This is a genomic window from Pseudomonas sp. D3 (assembly GCF_029320995.1).
GTDB classification, from domain to species: Bacteria; Pseudomonadota; Gammaproteobacteria; order Pseudomonadales; family Pseudomonadaceae; genus Aquipseudomonas; species Aquipseudomonas paraveronii.
Map to the genome: position 1 here is coordinate 6,228,148 of NZ_CP119772.1, position 21,779 is coordinate 6,249,926.

At 60.5% G+C, this 21,779-nt stretch carries 20 protein-coding genes; 4 read left to right on the forward strand and 16 right to left on the reverse strand.

Translation table 11 applies throughout. The features are described from left to right. Positions 1–30 precede the first annotated feature (30 nt). Positions 31–2,385 carry a penicillin acylase family protein gene (locus tag P3S72_RS28955; protein WP_276195342.1) on the forward strand — a complete coding sequence of 785 codons (2,355 nt, stop codon included), beginning with the start codon at positions 31–33 and terminating at the stop codon, positions 2,383–2,385. A gap of 130 nt (positions 2,386–2,515) precedes the next feature. Here P3S72_RS28955 and P3S72_RS28960 read toward each other — a convergent pair whose 3' ends face one another. Next, entirely contained in the window at positions 2,516–3,481 is a 966-nt protein-coding gene (locus P3S72_RS28960) for a GlxA family transcriptional regulator (protein WP_276195343.1), read from the reverse strand. A gap of 333 nt (positions 3,482–3,814) precedes the next feature. Here P3S72_RS28960 and P3S72_RS28965 point away from each other — a divergent pair, with 333 nt between their 5' ends. Then, positions 3,815–4,456, forward strand: a complete 642-nt coding sequence (locus P3S72_RS28965) for an HD domain-containing protein (protein ID WP_276195344.1) — start codon at positions 3,815–3,817, stop codon at positions 4,454–4,456. A 148-nt stretch (positions 4,457–4,604) separates the two neighbouring features. Here P3S72_RS28965 and P3S72_RS28970 read toward each other — a convergent pair whose 3' ends face one another. From P3S72_RS28970 to P3S72_RS29005, 8 genes are all read right to left on the reverse strand, one after another. Continuing rightward, the gene (locus tag P3S72_RS28970) at positions 4,605–5,489 is read right to left on the reverse strand and encodes an ABC transporter permease subunit (RefSeq protein WP_247402191.1); all 885 of its coding nucleotides are present in this window, start codon (positions 5,487–5,489) and stop codon (positions 4,605–4,607) included. Beyond that, positions 5,486–6,367, reverse strand: a complete 882-nt coding sequence (locus P3S72_RS28975; RefSeq protein WP_276198007.1) for an ABC transporter permease subunit — start codon at positions 6,365–6,367, stop codon at positions 5,486–5,488. The genes P3S72_RS28970 and P3S72_RS28975 overlap by 4 nt, the downstream gene beginning before the upstream one ends. A gap of 35 nt (positions 6,368–6,402) precedes the next feature. Beyond that, positions 6,403–7,545 (reverse strand): polyamine ABC transporter ATP-binding protein, encoded by a 1,143-nt coding sequence (potA, locus tag P3S72_RS28980; RefSeq protein WP_276195345.1) that lies wholly within the window; start codon positions 7,543–7,545, stop codon positions 6,403–6,405. 65 nt (positions 7,546–7,610) lie between these two features. After that, positions 7,611–8,705 (reverse strand): polyamine ABC transporter substrate-binding protein, encoded by a 1,095-nt coding sequence (locus P3S72_RS28985; RefSeq protein WP_276195346.1) that lies wholly within the window; start codon positions 8,703–8,705, stop codon positions 7,611–7,613. A gap of 209 nt (positions 8,706–8,914) precedes the next feature. Continuing rightward, entirely contained in the window at positions 8,915–10,009 is a 1,095-nt protein-coding gene (locus tag P3S72_RS28990) for a polyamine ABC transporter substrate-binding protein (protein ID WP_276198008.1), read from the reverse strand. Positions 10,010–10,214: 205 nt separating this feature from the next. Continuing rightward, complete coding sequence (locus P3S72_RS28995) at positions 10,215–11,579, reverse strand: aspartate aminotransferase family protein (RefSeq protein ID WP_247402182.1); 1,365 nt, start codon at positions 11,577–11,579, stop codon at positions 10,215–10,217. A 58-nt stretch (positions 11,580–11,637) separates the two neighbouring features. Next, positions 11,638–12,996, reverse strand: a complete 1,359-nt coding sequence (locus P3S72_RS29000) for a glutamine synthetase family protein (RefSeq protein WP_247402180.1) — start codon at positions 12,994–12,996, stop codon at positions 11,638–11,640. An 88-nt stretch (positions 12,997–13,084) separates the two neighbouring features. After that, positions 13,085–13,387: a glutamine amidotransferase gene (locus P3S72_RS29005; RefSeq protein WP_276195347.1), complete on the reverse strand. Its 303-nt coding sequence runs from the start codon at positions 13,385–13,387 to the stop codon at positions 13,085–13,087. Positions 13,388–13,665: 278 nt separating this feature from the next. Here P3S72_RS29005 and P3S72_RS29010 point away from each other — a divergent pair, with 278 nt between their 5' ends. Together P3S72_RS29010 and P3S72_RS29015 are read left to right on the forward strand one after the other, a co-directional pair. After that, complete coding sequence (locus P3S72_RS29010) at positions 13,666–15,042, forward strand: glutamine synthetase family protein (RefSeq protein WP_247402177.1); 1,377 nt, start codon at positions 13,666–13,668, stop codon at positions 15,040–15,042. Positions 15,043–15,303: 261 nt separating this feature from the next. Continuing rightward, entirely contained in the window at positions 15,304–15,945 is a 642-nt protein-coding gene (locus P3S72_RS29015) for a TetR/AcrR family transcriptional regulator (protein WP_276195348.1), read from the forward strand. A gap of 128 nt (positions 15,946–16,073) precedes the next feature. Here P3S72_RS29015 and P3S72_RS29020 read toward each other — a convergent pair whose 3' ends face one another. The 7 genes from P3S72_RS29020 to P3S72_RS29050 all read right to left on the reverse strand — a co-directional run bounded on the left by P3S72_RS29020 (position 16,074) and on the right by P3S72_RS29050 (position 21,705). Further along, entirely contained in the window at positions 16,074–16,289 is a 216-nt protein-coding gene (locus tag P3S72_RS29020; RefSeq protein ID WP_003213899.1) for a TOBE domain-containing protein, read from the reverse strand. Positions 16,290–16,317: 28 nt separating this feature from the next. Next, on the reverse strand, positions 16,318–17,124 hold the full coding sequence (gene ssuB, locus P3S72_RS29025) for an aliphatic sulfonates ABC transporter ATP-binding protein (protein WP_276195349.1): 807 nt from the start codon (positions 17,122–17,124) through the stop codon (positions 16,318–16,320). Then, positions 17,121–17,909: an aliphatic sulfonate ABC transporter permease SsuC gene (gene ssuC / locus P3S72_RS29030; RefSeq protein ID WP_276195351.1), complete on the reverse strand. Its 789-nt coding sequence runs from the start codon at positions 17,907–17,909 to the stop codon at positions 17,121–17,123. Before ssuC ends, ssuB begins: the two co-directional genes overlap by 4 nt. A 9-nt stretch (positions 17,910–17,918) precedes the next feature. Beyond that, positions 17,919–19,067, reverse strand: a complete 1,149-nt coding sequence (gene ssuD / locus P3S72_RS29035; protein ID WP_247402582.1) for an FMNH2-dependent alkanesulfonate monooxygenase — start codon at positions 19,065–19,067, stop codon at positions 17,919–17,921. Positions 19,068–19,092: 25 nt separating this feature from the next. Then, positions 19,093–20,061, reverse strand: coding sequence for a sulfonate ABC transporter substrate-binding protein (locus tag P3S72_RS29040; protein WP_276195352.1), 969 nt, complete (start codon positions 20,059–20,061; stop codon positions 19,093–19,095). A gap of 94 nt (positions 20,062–20,155) precedes the next feature. After that, the gene (ssuE, locus tag P3S72_RS29045) at positions 20,156–20,749 is read right to left on the reverse strand and encodes an NADPH-dependent FMN reductase (protein WP_276195353.1); all 594 of its coding nucleotides are present in this window, start codon (positions 20,747–20,749) and stop codon (positions 20,156–20,158) included. A 317-nt stretch (positions 20,750–21,066) separates the two neighbouring features. After that, the gene (locus tag P3S72_RS29050) at positions 21,067–21,705 is read right to left on the reverse strand and encodes a peroxiredoxin (protein WP_276195354.1); all 639 of its coding nucleotides are present in this window, start codon (positions 21,703–21,705) and stop codon (positions 21,067–21,069) included. Between the last annotated feature and the right edge of the window lie 74 nt (positions 21,706–21,779).

A 21,779-nucleotide genomic window follows, 5' to 3' on the forward strand; every position in this document is an offset into this window, starting at 1 on the left:
CCGCCGCCCCACTCTTGGTAAGGAATGTTCATGAAGCGCGTCTTGCAGGTTCTCGCGGTGCTGCTGGCGCTGGTTGCCGTCGGCGCCGGCTGGTACGTCTACAGCAAGCAACCCACCCGCCAGGGCGCAGTGACGCTGGCGAACCTGCAAGGTTCGGTCACGGTGCGCTACGACGACCGTGGCGTGCCGCATATCCGCGCCGAGAACGAGACCGACCTGTACCGCGCCCTGGGCTACGTGCATGCCCAGGACCGGTTGTTCCAGATGGAAATCATGCGGCGCCTGGCTCGCGGCGAATTGGCCGAAGTGCTCGGCCCCAAGCTGCTGGAGACCGACAAACTGTTCCGCAGCCTGCGCATTCGCGAACGGTCCGCCACTTATGTCGCGCAGCTGGACCATGAGTCGGCGCACTGGAAGGCCCTGCAAGCCTATCTGGACGGGATCAACCAGTATCAGGACACCCACGCCAGCCCGATGGAGTTCGATGTGCTGGGCATCCCGAAGCGGCCGTTCACCGCAGAGGACACCATCAGCGTCGCCGGGTATATGGCCTACAGCTTTGCTGCCGCGTTTCGTACCGAGCCATTGCTGACGTATGTACGCGACCAGTTGGGCAGCGACTACCTGAACGTGTTCGACCTCGCCTGGCAACCCAAGGGCGCGCTCAACCTGGCCGCCAGCGACTGGCAACGCCTCGGCGCCATTGCATCCCTGAGCGAGCAGGCCCTGGCCGATAACGGCTTGCCGCAGTTCGAGGGCAGCAACGCCTGGGCCGTCAGCGGCAGCCGCACCAAGAGCGGCAAGCCGTTGCTGGCGGGTGACCCGCATATCCGCTTCTCGGTGCCGTCGGTGTGGTACGAGGCGCAGCTCTCGGCGCCGGGCTTTGAACTGTATGGCTATCACAACGCGCTGGTGCCGGTGGCGTTCCTGGGGCACAACCTGGATTTCGGCTGGAGCCTGACCATGTTCCAGAACGACGACCTCGACCTGATCGCCGAGAAGGTCAATCCGCAAAACCCCAACCAGGTCTGGTACCACGGCCAATGGGTCGACATGAGCAGCAGCGAGCAACAGATCGCGGTCAAGGGCCAGGCACCGGTCACCTTGACCCTGCGCCAGTCGCCCCATGGCCCGATCATCAATGACGTGCTCGGCGAGAACGCCGGCAAGACGCCGATCGCCATGTGGTGGGCGTTCCTCGACACCCAGAACCCGATCCTCGAAGGTTTCTACCAGCTCAACCGCGCCGACACCCTGGCCAAGGCCCGCGCCGCAGCAGCCAAGGTCTCGGCACCGGGCCTGAACATCGTGTGGGCGAATGCCAAGGGCGATATAGGCTGGTGGGCGGCGGCGCAGTTGCCGATCCGTCCGGCGGGCGTCAACCCCGGGTTTATCCTCGACGGCAGCACGGCCCAGGCCGACAAGCTGGGCTTCTACCCGTTCAGCGCCAACCCCCAGGAAGAAAACCCGGCGCGTGGCTATGTGGTATCGGCCAATGCGCAGCCGGTGTCGCCCAGCGGCATGGAAATCCCCGGCTATTACAACCTGGCCGACCGCGGCCAGCAGTTGAATGCGCAGTTGAGCGACAAAAGCGTGAAGTGGGAGGTGAACAACAGCCAGGCCCTGCAACTGGGCACCACCACCGCCTTCGCCCCGCGCCTGTTGGCGCCGCTGTTGCCGGTGCTGCGCGAGGTGGTCAAGGACCCGGCGCAATTGCAACTGGTGGAACAACTGGCGGCCTGGAAAGGCGATTACCCGCTGGACTCCACCAGCGCCACGCTGTTCAACCAGTTCCTGTTCAACCTTGCCGACGCGACCTTCCACCCGAAACTGGGCGACGGCATGTTCAAGACGCTGCTCAGCACGCGGGTGATCGACGCCGCGTTGCCACGCCTGGCCGCAACCCCGGACTCACCCTGGTGGAACGGCAAGCGCGCCGACACCGTCAAGCTCGCCTGGGACAACAGCCTCGCACACCTCAAGGCCACCCTCGGCGATGACCCGGGCCAATGGCAGTGGGGCAAGGCCCATACGCTGACCCACGGCCACCCGCTGGGCTCGCAGAAACCGTTGGACCTGATCGTCAACGTCGGCCCCTTCCCCGCGCCCGGCACCCACGAAGTGCCGAACAACCAGTCGGCCAATATCGGCCCGGCGCCATGGCCGGTGACCTACGGCCCGTCGACCCGGCGCCTGATCGACTTCGCAGACGTGCCCCACGCGCTGACCATCAACCCGGTGGGGCAAAGCGGTGTGCCGTTCGACAAGCACTATGGGGACCAGGCGGAGACGTATATCGAGGGTGGCTATGAGCAGGCGCATTTCAGCGATGAGGAAGTCACGGCTAATACGCGCGGCACGCTGAAGTTGCTGCCAGCACGCTGATCGCTTGGAAATCGATCAAAATGTGGGAGGGGGTTTGCTCCCGATAGCTGTGTGTCAGTCGATGCATATATGACTGAACCACCGCTATCGGGGGCAAGCCCCCTCCCACCTTGGATCTGCGGTGTTGTGCCTACACCGGCGGCGCGAAGTTGAGCCGGAACTGTTGTGGCGTCACCCCCAGCCGGCGGTTGAACACACTGCGCATGTGCTGGGCATCGCGAAACCCGCATTGATAGGCCACGGTCTTGAGCGGCGCGTGGCTGCTTTCGAGCATCACCCGCGCCGCGTCCACCCGCGCCCGCTCGACAAACTCCGCCGGGGTGATCCGCGCTTCACGGGCGAACACCCGGGAGAAGTTGCGCGCACTCATATTGGCGGCCTTGGCCAGGTCCGCAATGGTCAAATCGCCGGTCAGGTTGGCCAGCACATACAACTGCACCAGCGCCACCGCCGAGGTGGCTTCGGCGTGGGGCGTGAGGAACGGACTGAACTGCGACTGCCCGCCGGAGCGCTGGGTGAACACCACCAGGCGCTTGGCCACGCTCAGCGCCACTTCGGGCCCGTGGTCCTGGGCCAGCAGGTACAGCGACAGGTCGATCCCCGCCGTGACCCCGGCCGAGGTGTAGAGGTTGCCGTCCTGCACGTAGAGGCGGTCGGCCTCGACCCGAGTGGTCGGGCACAGGCGCGCCAGGTCGGCGGCATCGCCCCAGTGCGTGGTGACCGTGCGTGCGTCGAGCAAACCGGCGCGAGCGAGTATGAAGGCGCCGTTGCAGATCGAACCGAAGCGCCGCGCCCTGCCTGCCGCTTCGCGCAGCCAATCATCAAACGGACGCCCGAAGTCCTCGAACGGCAGTTGTGGGCCGCCGGCTACCAGCAACAGGTCATACGCCTGCAAGGCTTCGCGGTAATGCCGATGGGCCTGCAACGACAGGCCGTTGGAACAGGCCATCGTGCCGTGGCCGATACCGATCACTTCCAGTTGGTAGTGATCTTCAGGCGCGAGAAAACGGTTCGCCTCGCAGAACACATCCATCGGCCCGGTCACATCCAGTGACTGGACGCCGGGGAAGATCAGGATGGCGACAGTTTTGCTCATGAACAGGCACACCTTTACCTAACTGGATAAACACAGAACCCCTGTGGGAGGGGCGGTGCGACTTGCCGCCGATAGCAGAGTGTCAGTCACTGAAGCAGTGACTGATCCGCCGCCCTCGGGGGCAAGTCGAATCGTCGTACCGCCCCTCCCACCTTTGGATTTTCGCAGGCTTGGAGGGTGATATTGCCTGCTACACCCTAGCCGATTTTCACTTGGCACGATGTAGCGGCACATTGGCCGACATCGCACCCTCGTTGCGATAGCCCCTTCCCAGGCGCACGACCAGACTGGCTTCCTCGGCGCCACCCCGGCGCTTTCTTGCGGAGAACGACCATGAGCACCACCATCGCCGGCATCAAGATCCCGGACAGCGCCCTGGCCAAGGCCACCACCGACTATATCCGCGACGTCGAGTCCGACCTGCTCTACCACCACTCGCGCCGGGTGTTTCTGTTTGGCGCGTTGAGCGGTGAGCGCAAGCAACTGGCCTACAACCCGGAGTTGCTGTACGTCGGCGCGATGTTCCATGACCTGGGCCTGGTGCAAGGCCATCGCAGCGATGACCAGCGTTTCGAAGTCGACGGTGCCAACGCAGCGGCGGACTTCCTCACGCCGTATGGGCTGAGCGATGACGATATCGAGCAGGTGTGGCTGTCCATCGCACTGCACACGACGCCGGGTGTGCCGCAACATCTGCGCCCGACCGTGGCGCTGGTCACCGCCGGCGTCGAGATGGACGTGCTGGGCATGGACTACGCCGCGTTTACCCCCGTGCAGCGCGAAGCCGTGGTGCATGCGCATCCACGCGGTGAAGGGTTCAAGGAGTGCATCATCTGCGCCTTCGCCGACGGCTTGCGCCATCGCCCACAGACCACGTTTGGCAACGTCAAGACCGATGTGCTGGTGGATCAGGAGCCGGGGTTCAAGCCGATGAACTTTGTCGAGGTGATTCGCCAGTCGCCGTGGGCTGCGTAATCAACCTGGAATGCGGTCAAAACTGTGGGAGGGGCGGTGCGACGATTCGACTTGCCCCCGATAGCAGAGTGTCAGTCACTGAAGCTGTGACAGATCCACCGCCATCGGGGGCAAGCCCCCTCCCACATTTTTAAGCCGGTGTCGGCCGTTAGACCGGCGCAGGCGCCCGACGCTTGTCCGGCTGCTGCCAGCCATCGGCGGCGGCTTCTTCGATCGCTTGCTGGATGGCTTTCTTGCGCAGGTCTTCGGCACGACGGCTGAAGAACCACACCAGGAAGGTCACTAGCGACACCGCCAACAGAATCAGGCTGGCCACGGCGTTGATCTCGGGCTTAACCCCAAGGCGCACGGCCGAGAACACTTCCATCGGCAAGGTGGTCGAACCCGGGCCGGAGACGAAGCTGGCGAGTACCAGGTCATCGAGCGACAGCGCGAAGGACATCATCCCACCCGCCGCCAACGACGGCGCGATCATCGGGATGGTGATCAGGAAGAACACCTTCCACGGCCGCGCACCCAAGTCCATCGCCGCTTCTTCGATCGACAGGTCCAGCTCACGCAAACGCGCCGACACCACCACCGCCACATACGCCGCACAGAACGTGGTGTGGGCGATCCAGATGGTGACGATGCCACGTTCCTGGGGCCAACCGATCATCTGCGCCATGGCCACGAACAGCAGCAACAACGACAGACCGGTGATCACTTCCGGCATGACCAGCGGCGCGGTCACCAGGCCGCCAAACAGCGTGCGGCCCTTGAACTGGCTGATGCGCGTCAGCACGAACGCCGCCAGCGTACCCAGTGCCACGGCCGCGATGGCCGTGTAGCAAGCGATTTCCAGCGAGCGTGCCACCGAGCCCATCAATTGGGTGTTGTCCAACAGGCCCACGTACCACTTGATCGACCAACCGCCCCACACCGTCACCAGCTTGGATTCGTTGAACGAATAGATCACCAGGATCAGCATCGGCAGGTAGATGAACAACAACCCCGCCACCAGCATGAAGCTTGAGAAACTGACGCGCTTCATATCTTGCCCTCCATCTCTTTGGCTTGGCTGCGGTTGAACAGGATGATCGGCACGATCAGGATCGCCAGCATCACCACCGCCAGGGCGGAAGCCACCGGCCAGTCACGGTTGTTGAAGAATTCTTGCCACAACACTTTACCGATCATCAGGGTTTCCGGGCCGCCGAGCAGTTCCGGGATCACGAACTCGCCGACTACCGGGATAAACACCAGCATGCAACCGGCGATGATGCCGTTCTTGGACAGCGGCACGGTGATCTTCCAGAAGCTGTTGAAGGTGCTCGAACCGAGGTCCGAGGCAGCTTCCAGCAGGCTCTGGTCGTGCTTCACCAGGTTGGCGTACAGCGGCAGGATCATGAACGGCAGGTACGAATAGACCACGCCGATATACACCGCGATATTGGTGTTGAGGATTTGAATCGGTTCGTTGATCAGCCCAATGGACATCAGGAAGCTATTGAGCAAACCATTGTTGCTAAGGATGCCCATCCACGCATACACGCGGATCAGGATCGCGGTCCAGGTCGGCATCATGATCAGCAGCACCAGCACGGTCTGCATCTCTTTGCGCGCGGTGGCAATAGCGTAGGCCATCGGGTAACCGATCAGCAGGCACAGCAAGGTGCTAAAGAACGCCATCTTCAGCGAACCCAGGTACGCGGCGATGTACAACTCGTCGCCCGCCAGCAAGCTGTAGTTGGCGAGGTTGAGCACCAGTTGCAGCTTCTGCTCAACGTAGGTGTAGATCTCGGTGTAGGGCGGAATCGCCACATCGGCTTCGGCAAAGCTGATTTTCAGGACAATGAAAAACGGCAGCGCGAAAAACAGGAACAGCCACAGGAAGGGAATCCCGATGACCACCTGCTTGCCACTGGGGATTATGCGGTGCAAGCGCCGCTTGAATTTCTTCATGTTCATGAGCGAAGTACCACGCCGCTGTCGTCTTCCCACCACACGTAGACCTGGTCACCCCAGGTCGGCCGCTGGCCACGGCGTTCGGCGTTGGCGACGAAGGACTGCACCAGCTTGCCGCTCGGCAACTCCACGTAGAACACCGAGTGCCCGCCGAGGTAGGCGATGTCGTGGACCTTGCCGCTGGACCAGTTGTGCTCGCAGGTCGGCATTTCAGTGGTGACCAGCAGTTTTTCCGGGCGAATGGCGTAGGTCACCGACTTGTCTTCCACCGCAGTGGCGATGCCGTAGCCCACATAGATGTCACGGTCCAGGTCCGGGCACTGGAGCACCGCGTGGCCTTCGGCGTCGTCGACCACCTGGGTGTCGAAGATGTTGACGTTGCCGATGAACTCGCACACAAGCCGGCTGGTCGGCGTCTCGTAGATGTCGACCGGGCTGCCGATCTGCGCGATCCAGCCCAGGTGCATGATCGCGATGCGCTCGGCCATGGTCATGGCCTCTTCCTGGTCGTGGGTCACCATGACGCAGGTCACGCCGACGCGCTCGATGATTTCCACCAGTTCCAGTTGCATCTGCGAACGCAGTTTCTTGTCGAGGGCACCCATCGGCTCATCGAGCAGCAACAGTTTTGGGCGCTTGGCCAGGGAACGGGCCAGGGCCACACGCTGACGCTGGCCGCCGGACAACTGGTGCGGCTTGCGCTTGGCGTACTGGCTCATCTGCACCAGTTTGAGCATCTCGGTCACGCGGGCGTCGACTTCGGACTTGGGAATCTTGTCCTGCTGCAGACCAAACGCGATGTTCTGCGCCACAGTCATGTGCGGGAACAGGGCGTAGGACTGGAACATCATGTTGATCGGCCGCTCGTAGGGCGGCATGTCGGTGATGTCCACACCGTCGAGGTAGATGCGACCCTCGGTTGGGCGCTCAAAACCTGCGAGCATACGCAACAAGGTGGATTTGCCCGAACCCGAACCGCCGAGCAAGGCGAAGATCTCGCCTTTCTTGATTTCCAGGGACACATCGTCCACCGCAATCGTCTCGTCGAACTTCTTCGTGACCCGGTCGATTTTGACCAGCACCTTTTTCGGTGTCTGGTCGCCCTCGAGGGCTTTCTTATAGGCGCCGGAGGCAACTGCCATTTACGAAACTCCCGAAAAAAAAATGCAGTTCGCCCGAGGCGGGCGAACCCAGGATAATTTGAGCCTTACTTGCCCGTCTTGACCTTGGTCCAGCTACGGGTCATTAAACGCTGCACGTTCGGGGGTAGCTCGACGTTGACAAATGTCCGGTCGAGAACCGCCTGCGGTGGGTAAACCGCTTCGTCGGTGCGTATCGATTGTTCCATCAGTGTGTCCGCCCCTGGGTTAGGGTTGGCATAACCGACGTAATCACTGACCTGAGCGATAACCTCAGGTTGCAGTAAATAGTTGATGAAGGCGTGGGCCTCTTTGACGTTGGTCGCGTCCTTAGGGATCGCCAGCACGTCAAACCACAGGTTGCCGCCTTCTTTCGGAATCGCGTAGGCGATATTCACGCCCTTGCCCGCTTCGCTTGCGCGAGCCTTGGCCTGGAACACATCGCCGGAGAACCCGGCCGCCACGCAGATGTTGCCGTTGGCCAGGTCGGAGATGTATTTGGAAGAATGGAAGTAGGTCACATAAGGCCGCACTTTCAGCAGTTTCGCTTCGGCCTTCTTGTAGTCTTCGGGATTCTCACTGTTGGGGTTCAGGCCCATGTAGTTGAGCACCGCCGGCAGCATTTCATCTGCCGAGTCCATGAAGGACACGCCGCACTTCGCCAGCTTCTTCATGTTTTCCGGCTCGAACAGCACGGCCCAGGAGTCGATCTTGTCGACGCCCAGCACTTCTTTGACTTTATCGACGTTGTAACCGATGCCGTTGGTGCCCCACAGGTACGGCACCGCGTATTGGTTGCCCGGGTCGTTCTTTTCCAGACGCTTGAGCAGCGCCGGGTCGAGGTTGGCGTAGTGGGTCAGCAACGACTTGTCGAGCTTCTGGAACGCCCCGGCCTTGATCTGTTTGCCGAGGAAGTGATTGGACGGCACCACCACGTCGTAACCGGTACGCCCGGCCAGCAACTTGCCTTCCAGGGTTTCGTTGGAATCAAACACGTCATACACCGGCTTGATACCGGAGGCCTTTTCAAAGTTGGCCAGGGTGTCGGGGCCGATGTAGTCCGACCAGTTATAAACATGCACAGTCGATGCGGCCTGCACGCTGGCGGCCAGCGTGATACCTGCACCTACCAGCAAGGCTTGGCGAAATAAAGAAAATGGCAAGTGGAGGTCCTCTTAAATAGTTGGGCCCAAAGTTGTTGCCCGGCAACAAAACCGGCGCGCAACTTACCCTCGATAAACCGATCCGGCAAAACTTTATGTCATTTAATGTGTGGGAGGGGGCTTGCTCCCGATGGCGGCGTACCATCCGAGAACATCGGCGACTGACACTCCGCCTTCGCGAGCAAGCCCGCTCCCACAGGTTTTAAGGCTTATTTGCCCGATTTGATTTTGGTCCAGCTGCGTGTCATTTCACGCTGAGTCGCCGCCGGCAAGTCGGCAATGGCATACAGCTTGGCTTGCACATCCGCTGGCGGGTAGATGCCTGGGTCGCTGGTGATGTCTTTGTCGACCAGTGCGGTGGCTTTCTCGTTACCGTTCGGGAAACGCACGCTGTTGGTGATCGCAGCCATGACTTTCGGCTCGAGCAGGTAGTTCATGAACTTGTAGGCGGCTTCGACGTTTTCGGCATCTTTAGGGATGGCGACCATGTCATAGAAACTACCGGCGCCTTCCTTCGGAATGTCATACGCCACTTTGACCTTGCCACCGGCTTCAGCCGCGCGGGACTTGGCCTGCTGGATGTCACCCGAGTAACCCACGGCTACGCAGATGTTGCCGTTGGCCAGGTCGGAGATGTACTTGGACGAGTGGAAGTAGCCGATCGAAGGACGGATCTTCAGAAACAGGTCTTCGGCTTGCTTGAGGTCAGCCTTCTTCTGGCTGTCGGTCGGCAGGCCCAGGTAATGCAGCGCGATCGGCAACATTTCGGTTGGCGAATCGAGGAAGCTCACGCCGCAGCTCTTGAGCTTGGCGATGTTTTCCGGCTTGAGCAGGATGTCCCACGAGTCGATCTTGTCGACGCCCAGCGCGGCCTTGACCTTCTCCGGGTTGTAACCGATGCCGATCGAACCCCACATGTAGGGGAACGCGTGTTTGTTGTCCGGGTCGCTGATCGACACGGCCTTGAGCAGGGACGTGTTCAGGTTTTCGTAGTTGGACAGCTTGGACTTGTCCAGCTCCTGGTAGACGCCGGCCTTGATCTGCTTGGCGAGGAAGTTGTTCGACGGTACAACGATGTCGTAACCGGACTTGCCTGCCAGCAACTTGGCTTCGAGGGTCTCGTTGCTGTCGAATACGTCGTACACCACTTTAATGCCCGACTCTTTTTCAAAGTTGGCGATGGTGTCCGGAGCAATATAGTCGGACCAGTTGTAGACGTGCAGCACTTTATCGCCTGCCTGGGCCGCGCCCGCCATTGCGCCCATCAGGGACAACGCGAGGAGGGTCTTGCCAGCGTTCTTCAAACCTAATGCCTTCATTTGGTGATGCTCCGATTTTCTTTTTTGGACCGCAACATACTTCATCGATATATAGCTGTTTGGCAGCCCGTCGAAGGGCAGCAAAACAGGACAACAATCTGGCAAGTTAGGGGGCTGGCTTCAACCAACCCGCTCTTTTGTAACTGCCCGAACGCAGCGCCCAAGAGCGACTGCGTTCTGAGCCTAGCACTTAGCCCTGCAATGCCGCCAAAGTCAGGTCCAGGCAATGACGAGCCTTGGTCACCAACTCGTCAATTTCGGTCTTGCTGATCACCAGCGGCGGCGAAATGATCATGGTGTCACCCACGGCGCGCATGATCAGGCCATTCTCGAAGCAGAAGGTTCGGCAAATCATGCCAACGCCACGGCCTTCGTAACGCTTGCGCGTCGCTTTGTCCTGAACCAGTTCAATTGCACCGAGCATGCCAACACCGCGCACTTCACCCACCAAGGGATGATCAGCCAGCTCCCTCAGACGTTTCTGCAAATAGGGTGCCGTTTCGTCATGCACACGCTTAATAATTTGCTCATCGCGCATGATACGGATGTTTTCCAGAGCCACCGCTGCTGCCACCGGGTGACCGGAATAGGTGAAGCCGTGGTTGAAATCGCCGCCTTCATTCAGCACCGCAACCACCTCGTCGCGCACGATCAGGCCACCCATCGGGATGTAACCCGAGGTCAGGCCCTTGGCGATGGTCATCATGTCGGGCTTGAGGTCGTAGAAATCGCTGCCGAACCACTCGCCGGTACGGCCGAAACCGCAGATCACCTCATCGGCGACAAACAGGATGTCGTACTTGGCGAGGATTTCCTTGATGCGCGGCCAGTAGCTGTCAGGCGGCACGATCACGCCACCGGCGCCCTGGATCGGCTCGGCAATAAAGGCACCGACGTTGTCCACGCCCAGTTCCAGGATCTTCTCTTCGAGCTGGTTGGCGGCCCACACACCGAACTCTTCGGGGCTCATGTCGCCGCCTTCGCCAAACCAGTAAGGCTGAGCGATGTGGACGATACCCGGGATCGGCAAGTCGCCCTGTTCATGCATATAGGTCATGCCGCCGAGGCTGGCGCCGGCCACGGTGGAGCCGTGGTAGCCATTCTTGCGGCTGATGATGATTTTCTTGTTCGGCTGGCCCTTGATCGCCCAGTAGTGGCGGACCATGCGCAGCATGGTGTCGTTGCCTTCGGAGCCGGAGCCGGTGAAGAACACGTGGTTCATGCCGGCCGGTGCGACGTCGGAGATCGCCTTGGCCAGTTCCAGCACCGGCGGGTGGGCGGTCTGGAAGAACAGGTTGTAGTACGGCAGTTCTTTCATCTGCTTGGCGGCGGCATCAGCCAGTTCATCGCGACCGTAACCGATCGCCACGCACCACAGGCCGGCCATGCCGTCGAGGATCTTGTTGCCTTCGCTGTCCCACAGGTAAACGCCGCGGGCTTTAGTGATGATCCGCGGGCCTTTCTCTTTCAACTGCTTGAAGTCGCTGAACGGCGCCAGGTGGTGATCATTGCTCAAGGCTTGCCATTCACGGGTTTGCGGGTTGTTGCTGGACATACCAATCTCCTAGACTTTTCAGTGAAGGGCGCACCGTTTAAAGGGCGCGCCCGGCGCATCAGACGGCAAAGAGCAGAAATTCCCGCTCCCAAGAACTGATCACGCGCTTGAAGTTTTCATGCTCGGCCCGCTTGACCGCGACGTAGCCAGTGATGAATTTGTGACCCAGGTATTTCTCGACGGTCTTGCTGTTTTCCATGCGTTCCAGGGCGTCTTCGATGGTCAACGGCAGGCGCAGGTTGCGCCGTTCGTAACCACGGCCGACGACCGGCGCGCTCGGGTTATGCCCTTCGACCATGCCGATGTAGCCGCACAACAGGCTGGCGGCAATCGCCAGGTACGGGTTGGCGTCAGCGCCCGGCAGGCGGTTTTCCACACGACGGTTCTGCGGGCCGGCATCCGGTACGCGCAGGCCGACGGTGCGGTTTTCTTCGCCCCACTCCACGTTCACCGGCGCGGAAGTGTCCGGCAGGAAGCGGCGGAACGAGTTCACGTTGGGGGCAAACAGCGGCAGCAATTCCGGGATGAATTTCTGCAGGCCGCCAATGTGGTTGAGGAACAGCTGGCTCATGGTCCCGTCTTCATTGGAGAAGACGTTCTTGCCGGTGGCGATGTCGATGATGCTCTGGTGCAGGTGCATCGCGCTGCCGGGCTCGCCGGTCATCGGCTTGGCCATGAAGGTGGCGGCCACGTTGTGCTTGAGCGCGGCTTCACGCATGGTGCGCTTGAACACCAGGATCTGGTCGGCCAGGGACAGGGCGTCGCCGTGACGGAAGTTGATTTCCATCTGCGCCGTGCCGTCCTCGTGAATCAGGGTGTCGAGGTCCAGCTCCTGCAGTTCGCACCAGTCGTAGACATCTTCGAACAGCGGGTCGAATTCGTTGGCCGCTTCTATAGAGAAGGACTGCCGGCCGGTTTCCGGACGGCCGGAACGGCCAATCGGCGGTTGCAGCGGGAAGTCCGGGTCTTCGCAGCGTTTGGTCAGGTAGAACTCCATCTCCGGCGCCACGATGGGCTGCCAGCCTTTGTCGGCGTAGAGCTTGAGGACTTTCTTGAGCACGTTGCGCGGCGACAGCTCGATCGGGTTGCCTTGCTTGTCGTAGGTGTCGTGGATCACCTGGGCGGTGGGCTCGATGGCCCACGGCACCAGGAACACCGCGTTCTGGTCGGGGCGGCAGATCATGTCGATGTCGGCCGGGTCGAGCAATTCGTAATAGATGTCGTCTTCGACATAGTCGCCGGTCACGGTCTGCAACAGAACGCTCTCGGGCAGGCGCATGCCTTTTTCGGCGATGAACTTGTTGGTCGGCGAGATCTTGCCCCGGGTGATGCCGGTGAGGTCGCCAATCATGCATTCGACTTCTGTGATCTTGTGGTCTTTCAACCAATCGGTGAGCTGGTCGAGGTTGTTACTCATAAATGCCTCTGGGCTGGGTTTCCTGACGTCCATTAAAGGTCAGGCTTTGGTTGACGCATCGGCGTCGCTGGTTCATCAGAGTGGGAGCTTAACCGCCATTTGGGGTGCCGTTGCACTCCTTAAGCAAAAGGCTTGCCTCCCGTGCAGGATAATGAGCGGCAACCGCAAAAAAGGCCGGATCGGCGTCATGGAAAGGGCGGGTGTAAAAAAATGAACGGGTAACGCGAACAGCATCCTGGCCGTCAAGAATAATGACCGGATCGAGGGAATTTATCGGGGATTGAATCGTCGACGGGAATGCGCGTTCGCAACATTCGAGATAGCTGTGAAAAGCATGCAGACCGACCTGTTTCGAGCAGGTGGTGATGCCGATTATCGGCAGGCCAGACATGAAGCACCCCGGTATTATTGCTGTTATGGGTTTTAATCGAGCTTAGCCTTGTTCATTTTTTTACACAACACCCCCGTAAAAAATACAACACGGCCCGCTCAAGCCTGCTAGTCCCGAGCCGGTCAAACCGACAAAACCGCCCCAAAAAGCCCCAAAAAAGCCCACCAGGCGCTTTTTTGGGGCAAAAAAGGCCTCGCTTGACTTCGGCATGCGGTTCGGGTTGACTGAAACCAGAAAAGATCAATGATTGATATTTTTAACAACAAAGGTGTTGCATCATGTCGGTACCCCCGCGTGCCGTTCAGCTTAACGAAGCGAACGCGTTCCTTAAGGATCATCCTGAGGTTCTGTACGTAGACCTTCTAATTGCGGATATGAATGGTGTGGTGCGCGGTAAGCGCATCGAACGCACCAGCCTCCACAAGGTTTACGAGAAAGGCATTAACCTGCCTGCCTCTTTATTTGCCCTGGATATCAACGGCTCAACGGTGGAAAGCACCGGCCTGGGTCTGGACATCGGTGATGCTGACCGAATCTGTTATCCAATCCCCGACACCCTGTGCAATGAACCTTGGCAAAAGCGCCCTACCGCGCAACTGCTGATGACCATGCACGAAATTGAAGGTGAACCTTTCTTCGCCGATCCGCGCGAAGTGCTCCGACAAGTTGTGAGCAAATTCGACGAACTCGGTCTGACCATCTGCGCTGCCTTCGAGCTTGAGTTCTACCTGATCGACCAGGAGAACGTGAACGGCCGCCCACAACCGCCCCGCTCGCCGATCTCCGGCAAACGTCCGCACTCGACACAGGTCTACCTGATCGACGACCTCGACGAATACGTCGACTGCCTCCAGGACATCCTGGAAGGTGCCAAAGAGCAAGGCATCCCGGCTGACGCCATCGTCAAGGAAAGTGCCCCGGCGCAGTTCGAAGTGAACCTGCACCACGTGGCCGACCCGATCAAGGCCTGCGACTACGCGGTACTGCTCAAGCGCCTGATCAAGAACATCGCCTACGACCATGAGATGGACACCACCTTCATGGCCAAGCCTTACCCAGGCCAGGCAGGCAACGGTTTGCACGTACACATTTCGATCCTGGACAAGGACGGCAAGAATATTTTTGCCAGCGAGGATCCCGAGCAGAACGCCGCATTGCGTCACGCGATCGGCGGTGTGCTGGAGACCCTACCCGCCCAAATGGCGTTCCTGTGCCCTAACGTCAACTCCTACCGTCGTTTCGGCGCACAGTTCTACGTGCCGAACTCGCCGTGCTGGGGCCTGGACAACCGCACCGTCGCCATCCGCGTACCGACCGGCGCGGCTGACTCCGTGCGTATCGAACACCGCGTAGCCGGTGCCGATGCCAACCCCTACCTGCTGATGGCTTCGGTCCTGGCAGGCATACACCACGGTCTGACCAACAAGATCGAACCGGGCGCTCCGGTGGAAGGCAACAGCTACGAGCAGAACGAACAAAGCCTACCGAACAACCTGCGCGATGCCCTGCGCGAGTTGGACGACAGCGAGGTGATGGCCAAGTACATCGATCCTAAATACATCGATATCTTCGTCGCCTGTAAGGAAAGTGAGCTGGAAGAGTTCGAACACTCCATCTCCGACCTTGAGTACAACTGGTACCTGCATACCGTGTAAGCGGTGGTTGCACTGAAAAAACGTCGCAGGCCTTTGGTCTGTGGCGTTTTTTTATGGGTTGCTTTTGGTAGACCGAGTTGGCCTTATCGGGAGCAAGTCGAATCGTCGCACCGCCCCTCCCACAGTTGAACGAGTTTTCCTGAAGAAACCGGTTCGAGTGTGGGAGGGGCGGTGCGACGATTCGACTTGCCCCCGATGGCGGCTTGGCAGACAACACAGGCTCCTGCTCATACAATGCCCGCTGCCTTGTAGGAGACTTCCATGACCACCCGCCCCGCCGCCCCTCGCAAACCCCGCGCCCGCAGCCAGGCCCGGATCGACGCGATCCTCGACGCCGCCCGAACGTTGCTGGCGTCCGAAGGCGTGGCCGGTTTGTCGATCTACAGCGTGGCCGAGCGCGCACAGATTCCGCCGTCGTCGGTGTATCACTTCTTCGCCAGTGTGCCAGCACTGCTGGAAGCGTTGACCGCGGACGTCCATGCGGCATTCCGCGCCGCAATCCTGGCGCCCATCGAGCATGATTCGCTCAAGTATTGGCGCGACCTGTCTTACATCGTCGAACAGCGCATGCTCACCATCTACAGCAACGACGCCGCCGCCCGCCAGTTGATCCTGACCCAGCACGGTTTGACCGAAGTGAATCAGGCGGACCGCCAGCACGATCTGGAGTTGGGTGACTTGATGCTGGCCGTATTCAACCGGCACTTTGAAGTGCCGAGCTTGCCTGCGGACATGGATGTGTTTGCGTTAGCGCTGGAGCTGAGTGATCGCGTGTATGCGCGCTCGGTGCATCAGCATGGGCTGATCACGCCGCGTATGGCGGAGGAAGGGATGCGGGTGTTCGATGCGTATATGGGGCTGTATTTGCCGGCGTATTTGCCCAAGCGGGGCGTTACTGCCTGATGGATGCGTCTCCGGGCCGGGCCTCATCGGGAGCAAGCCCCCTCCCACATGTTGAATGTATTCACAGATCAAAATGTGGGAGGGGGCTTGCGACGATTCGACTTGCTCCCGATAGCAGCCTCAAGCGATCACAACTTGGCGATCGACACCTCGGTGGATTTCACAAAGGCAATCACCTCGCTGCCGATCACCAGCTCCAGCTCCTTGACCGAACGGGTGGTGATCACCGACGTCACGATGCCGGACGCGGTTTGCACGTCGATTTCCGAGAGCACGTCGCCTTCGACGATTTCCTTGATGGTGCCTTTGAACTGGTTACGCACGTTGATGGCTTTAATAGTCATGTCGTTTTTCCTTTAGGGGACAAGTGAGTTATTGCGCCCAACGCAATTGCGTAGGCAGCGGTGAAACAGGTTCGGGTTCCGGCGGGCTACCGGGCAGCGACAACACGCGGTTGAGCACTTGTGCTTCCAGCGCCGCCAGGCGATGCGAGCCTCGGGCGCGTGGACGCGGCAGGTCGACGATCAGGTCGAGGCCGATTTCGCCGTCTTCGATCAGGATCACCCGGTCGGCAATGGCCACGGCTTCGCTGACGTCGTGGGTCACCAGCAACACGGTGAAACCGTGCTTCTGCCAGAGGTTTTCGATCAGTTGCTGCATCTCGATGCGGGTCAACGCATCCAGCGCGCCCAACGGCTCATCGAGCAACAGCAGACGCGGCTGGTGAATCAGCGCACGCGCCAGGGCCACACGCTGCTTCTGGCCACCGGACAAGGCGGTCGGCCATTCATTGGCACGCTCGGCCAGGCCGACCGCTTCCAGCGCCTCCAGCGCCTTGGGACGCCAGTTGCCCTTGAGGCCGAGGCCGACGTTGTCGATGACCTTTTTCCATGGCAGCAGACGCGCTTCCTGGAACATCAATCGCGTGTCCTCAATCGCCTCGCTCAGCGGCGCGGCGCCGGCCAGCAGCTCACCGCTACTGGCTTTGTCCAGGCCGGCCAGCAGGCGCAGCAAGGTACTTTTACCGCAGCCACTGCGGCCGACCACAGCGACAAACTGGCCCGCCGGAATGTGCAGGTCGATGGCCTTGAGCACTTCCCGCGACCCAAAGGCCTTGCGCAACTTGCGCACCGCCAGCGGAATGCCGTTCAGCAGGCGCGGAGGTTGTTGAGCGGTCATGCCGCACCTCCTTTATTCACTTGATAGGCCGGATGCCAGCGCAGCCACACACGCTCCAGGCCACGCGCCGCGAGGTCGGCCAGCTTGCCGAGGACCGCGTACATGACGATGGCCAGCACCACCACGTCGGTTTGCAGGAATTCACGCGCGTTCATCGCCAGGTAACCGATGCCGGAACTGGCCGAGATGGTTTCCGCCACGATCAGCGTCAGCCACATAAAGCCCAGGGCAAAACGCACCCCCACCAGAATCGACGGCAGCGCGCCCGGCAGGATCACCTGGCGGAACAGGCTGAAGCCGGACAAGCCGTAGCTGCGCGCCATTTCCACCAGCGCCGGGTCGATATTGCGGATGCCGTGATACGTGTTGAGGTAGATCGGGAACAGCGTGCCAAGGGCGACCAGGAAAATTTTCGCGGTCTCGTCAATGCCGAACCACAGGATCACCAACGGGATCAGCGCCAGGTGCGGCACGTTGCGGATCATCTGCACCGAGCTGTCCAGCAGGCGCTCGCCCCACGTCGACAACCCGGTGATAAAGCCCAGGGCCAGGCCGATGCTGCCACCGATCACAAAGCCCAGGCCCGCACGCCAGCCGCTGATGGCCAGGTGCGTCCAGATTTCGCCGCTGCGCACCAGGTTGACCCCGGCCTCGATCACCGCACTCGGCGCCGGCAAAATGCGCGTCGACAACCAACCCGCCGACACCGACAACTGCCACACCGCCAACAGCAACACCGGCAGCACCCAAGGCGCCACGCGGTGGCTCAGTTTTTCCAGATTCATGGCGCCGCCTCAGCTCTGTGACGCAGCTTTGGGAAGGATGTCGTTGGCGACCATTTCGCCGAACGGGCTGACGTACCCAGCGCTTTTCGGCAACTCGGGACGTTCGATATCCAGGTGCGGGAACAGCAACTCGGCGACGCGATACGACTCTTCCAGATGTGGATAACCGGAGAAAATAAACGTGTCGATGCCCAGCGCCGCGTACTCCTTGACCCGCGCCGCAACCGTCGGGCCATCGCCCACCAGCGCGGTGCCGGCACCGCCGCGTACCAGGCCGACGCCGGCCCACAGGTTGGGGCTGACTTCGAGGTTGTCGCGGTTGCCGCCATGCAAGGCCGCCATGCGCTGCTGGCCGACCGAATCAAAACGCGCCAGGGAGGCCTGGGCGCGGGCGATGGTGTCGTCGTCCAGGTGCGAGATCAGTTTGTCGGCGGCTTTCCAGGCTTCATCGTTGGTTTCGCGCACGATCACATGCAGACGAATGCCGAAGCGCACAGTGCGCCCGAGTTTCGCGGCCTTGGCCCGTACCTGTTCGATCTTTTCCGCGACCGCAGCCGGTGGCTCGCCCCAGGTCAGCACCATGTCTACCTGTTCGGCCGCCAGGTCCTGGGCGGCTTCGGAGGAACCGCCGAAGTACAGTGGCGGACGCGGTTGCTGGATCGGCGGGTAAAGCAATTTGGCGCCTTTGACGCTGATGTGTTCGCCGTCGTAATCCACGGTTTCGCCTTCCAGCACGCGACGCCAGATGCGGGTGAACTCCACCGAGGCCTGGTAGCGCTCCTCGTGACTGAGGAACAAACCGTCGCCGGCCAGTTCTTCCGGGTCACCGCCGGTCACCAGGTTGAACAGCGCACGGCCGCCGGACAGGCGATCGAGGGTCGCGGCCTGACGCGCGGCCACCGTCGGGGAAATGATCCCGGGGCGCAGGGCGACAAGGAACTTCAAACGCTGGGTCACCGGGATCAGCGAAGCGGCCACCAGCCACGAGTCTTCGCAGGAGCGTCCGGTGGGGATCAACACACCGCCGAAGCCGAGGCGGTCAGCCGCCTGGGCCACTTGCTGCAGATAACCGTGATCGACGGCGCGAGCGCCTTCGGCGGTGCCAAGGTAATGGCCGTCGCCGTGGGTAGGCAGGAACCAGAAAATAGTGAGGCTCATGGAGTTGTCTCCTGAAGAAGTCGGATTACGGCGCTTTGGCCACAGCAGCGGGTGGCGTCCAGATCACGTCCTTGATGCTCAAGGGTTTGGGGATCAATTTGAGTTGATAGAAGCTGTCGGCAATCTTCTGCTGGGCGGCGACCACGGCCGGAGTCAGGAACAGCGCCCCGTAGCCCTGGCGTTTCACCGAGGTCAGGGTGATGTCCGCCGGCAGGCCGAGCAGCGGCGCAACTTGTTCGGTGACTTCCTGCGGGTTGGCCTTGGACCAGTCGCCCACCGCGCGCACTTCTTCCACCAGCGCCTTGATCACTTCGGGGTGTTTTTCGGCGTAGGGCTTGGTGGCCAGGTAGAACTGATGGTTGTCGGCAATCCCGGTGCCGTCACGCAGGGTTCGGGCTTGCAGTTGTTTCTCGGCGGCGGCCTGATACGGGTCCCAGATGACCCAGGCGTCCACGCTGCCACGCTCGAACGCAGCACGCGCATCGGCGGGCGGCAGGAACACGGTCTGCACGTCGGTGTATTTCAGGCCGGCATCTTCTAGGGCGCGCACCAGCAGGTAGTGAACGTTGGAGCCTTTGTTGAGCACGACTTTCTTGCCCTTGAGCTCGGCCACCGATTTGATCGGCGAGTCTTTCGGCACCAGGATCGCTTCACTGGTCGGCGCCGGCGGCTCGTAGGCCACGTAGAGCAGATCGGCGCCGGCGGCCTGGGCGAATACCGGCGGGGTTTCACCGGTGACGCCGAAGTCGATCGAGCCGACGTTCAGGCCTTCGAGCAATTGCGGGCCGCCCGGGAACTCGGTCCACTGCACCTGCACACCGTCGGCGGCCAGGCGCTTTTCCAGGGTGCCCTTGGCCTTGAGCAGCACCAGGGTGCCGTATTTCTGATAGCCGATCCGCAGGGTTTCGGCGGCGTGGGCTTGAACAATGGCGCCGAAGGACACAGCCGCAGCAAACAGTGCGACCAGACCACGACGCAAGATGACAGTGCGCATGGCGCTCTCTCCAAAAATGCGATTGGGGGGGTTGGCTGCACCTGCTTGGCCGTTGGCGGCTGAGTAAGGTGAGTACTTCTTGAATCGGTAAGGCTTAAATGCTCCAGCGAGCACTCAACAAACGTTCATTCAACACATGCGGGTCCAGCGGTTTCGGGCGACGGGCCATGGCGGCGTAGAAGGTTTCCAGGGCCTCGTTCAAGCGTTGTTCGAGGATCGGCACCAGTTGCGCCTGGGCACTGCCTTCGCCATAGGCGATCTGACTGTCTTCGGCAAAGATCCCGTGGAGCAATTCCTGGGCTTTCAACGCCGACAGTACCGGCTTCAACGCGTAGTCCACCGCCAGCATGTGGGCGATGCTGCCGCCGGTGGCGATGGGCAACACCACCTTGTGGGCCAGGGCGCGTTCGGGCAGCAGGTCGAGCACGGTTTTCAGCGCGCCCGAGAACGAGGCCTTGTACACCGGCGTGGCGATCACCAGGCCATCGGCGTTGGCCACTTGTTGCAACAAGTCGATGACTTTGGGGCTGTCGAAACGCGCATACAGCAAGTCTTCGGCCGGAAAGTCGCGTATCTGATAACTCACCACTTCCACGCCCTGCTGTTGCAGCCACTGACGGGTTTTATCCAGCAAGACCCCGGAGCGGGAACGCTGGCTGGGACTGCCTCCAAGTGTTACGACCAGCATGTAGGAAATTCCTTTAGCAAGTGTCGGCGGTTCGCTGTGTGGCGATGGCGCCAAGATGGAACAAACCTTATCAGCAGATTTATATATCTATAAATCTTATTTTTTCATTTGTTTATTCTTTAAAAGAATATACAACCGATCAATCGCCAGGCGAAAAAAAAGGCCGTCGAAACGGCCTGAAAACCCCTGCTATGTGTGACTTGAAATGCGGTCAACCTGTGGGAGGGGGCTTGCTCCCGAAAGCAGTGTGTCAGTCGACACATTCAATCCTGACACACCGCCATCGGGAGCAAGCCCCCTCCCACATGGGTCCTGTGTCAGCGGTTGGGTTGCGGGGTGAGACGCAGGTACGGCTTCACCGCTCGATAACCCTTGGGAAAGCGCTTCTTGAGCTCCTCCTCATCCTTGAGCGACGGCACGATCACCACTTCATCGCCGTCCTGCCAATTGGCGGGCGTGGCGACTTTGTAGTTATCGGTCAGTTGCAACGAGTCGATGACCCGCAGGATTTCGTGGAAATTGCGCCCGGTGCTCGCCGGGTAGGTGATGGTCAGGCGGATCTTCTTGTTCGGGTCGATCACGAACAAGGAGCGCACGGTGAGGGTGTCACTGGCGTTCGGGTGGATCAGGTCGTAGAGGTCCGAGACCTTGCGGTCGGCGTCAGCCAGGATCGGGAAGTTGACGATCGTGTTCTGGGTTTCGTTGATGTCTTCGATCCACTTGTGGTGCGAGTCCACCGGGTCTACCGACAGGGCGATGGCCTTGACGCCGCGTTTGGCGAATTCGTCCTTGAGCTTGGCGGTGAAGCCCAGTTCAGTGGTGCATACCGGCGTGAAATCCGCCGGGTGGGAAAACAGCACACCCCAGCTATCGCCCAGCCACTCGTGGAAACGAATCTTGCCGGCGCTGGAATCTTGTTCGAAATCGGGGGCGATGTCGCCCAGTCTTAGGCTCATGGTGTGGCTCCTGATGAATGCTTATGGAGCCCACTGTGCATGGATTACAGATTATTTAAAAAGAATAAATATCG

Excerpts from the sequence above, each read along its gene's own strand:
- P3S72_RS28955 (WP_276195342.1), top strand. The coding sequence starts at position 31 with ATGAAGCGCGTCTTGCAGGTTCTCGCGGTGCTGCTGGCGCTGGTTGCC.
- P3S72_RS28960 (WP_276195343.1), bottom strand. The coding sequence starts at position 3,481 with ATGAGCAAAACTGTCGCCATCCTGATCTTCCCCGGCGTCCAGTCACTG.
- P3S72_RS28965 (WP_276195344.1), top strand. The coding sequence starts at position 3,815 with ATGAGCACCACCATCGCCGGCATCAAGATCCCGGACAGCGCCCTGGCC.
- P3S72_RS28970 (WP_247402191.1), bottom strand. The coding sequence starts at position 5,489 with ATGAAGCGCGTCAGTTTCTCAAGCTTCATGCTGGTGGCGGGGTTGTTG.
- potA (WP_276195345.1), bottom strand. The coding sequence starts at position 7,545 with ATGGCAGTTGCCTCCGGCGCCTATAAGAAAGCCCTCGAGGGCGACCAG.
- P3S72_RS28995 (WP_247402182.1), bottom strand. The coding sequence starts at position 11,579 with ATGTCCAGCAACAACCCGCAAACCCGTGAATGGCAAGCCTTGAGCAAT.
- P3S72_RS29000 (WP_247402180.1), bottom strand. The coding sequence starts at position 12,996 with ATGAGTAACAACCTCGACCAGCTCACCGATTGGTTGAAAGACCACAAG.
- P3S72_RS29005 (WP_276195347.1), bottom strand. The coding sequence starts at position 13,387 with ATGTCTGGCCTGCCGATAATCGGCATCACCACCTGCTCGAAACAGGTC.
- P3S72_RS29010 (WP_247402177.1), top strand. The coding sequence starts at position 13,666 with ATGTCGGTACCCCCGCGTGCCGTTCAGCTTAACGAAGCGAACGCGTTC.
- P3S72_RS29015 (WP_276195348.1), top strand. The coding sequence starts at position 15,304 with ATGACCACCCGCCCCGCCGCCCCTCGCAAACCCCGCGCCCGCAGCCAG.
- P3S72_RS29020 (WP_003213899.1), bottom strand. The coding sequence starts at position 16,289 with ATGACTATTAAAGCCATCAACGTGCGTAACCAGTTCAAAGGCACCATC.
- ssuB (WP_276195349.1), bottom strand. The coding sequence starts at position 17,124 with ATGACCGCTCAACAACCTCCGCGCCTGCTGAACGGCATTCCGCTGGCG.
- ssuC (WP_276195351.1), bottom strand. The coding sequence starts at position 17,909 with ATGAATCTGGAAAAACTGAGCCACCGCGTGGCGCCTTGGGTGCTGCCG.
- ssuD (WP_247402582.1), bottom strand. The coding sequence starts at position 19,067 with ATGAGCCTCACTATTTTCTGGTTCCTGCCTACCCACGGCGACGGCCAT.
- P3S72_RS29040 (WP_276195352.1), bottom strand. The coding sequence starts at position 20,061 with ATGCGCACTGTCATCTTGCGTCGTGGTCTGGTCGCACTGTTTGCTGCG.
- ssuE (WP_276195353.1), bottom strand. The coding sequence starts at position 20,749 with ATGCTGGTCGTAACACTTGGAGGCAGTCCCAGCCAGCGTTCCCGCTCC.
- P3S72_RS29050 (WP_276195354.1), bottom strand. The coding sequence starts at position 21,705 with ATGAGCCTAAGACTGGGCGACATCGCCCCCGATTTCGAACAAGATTCC.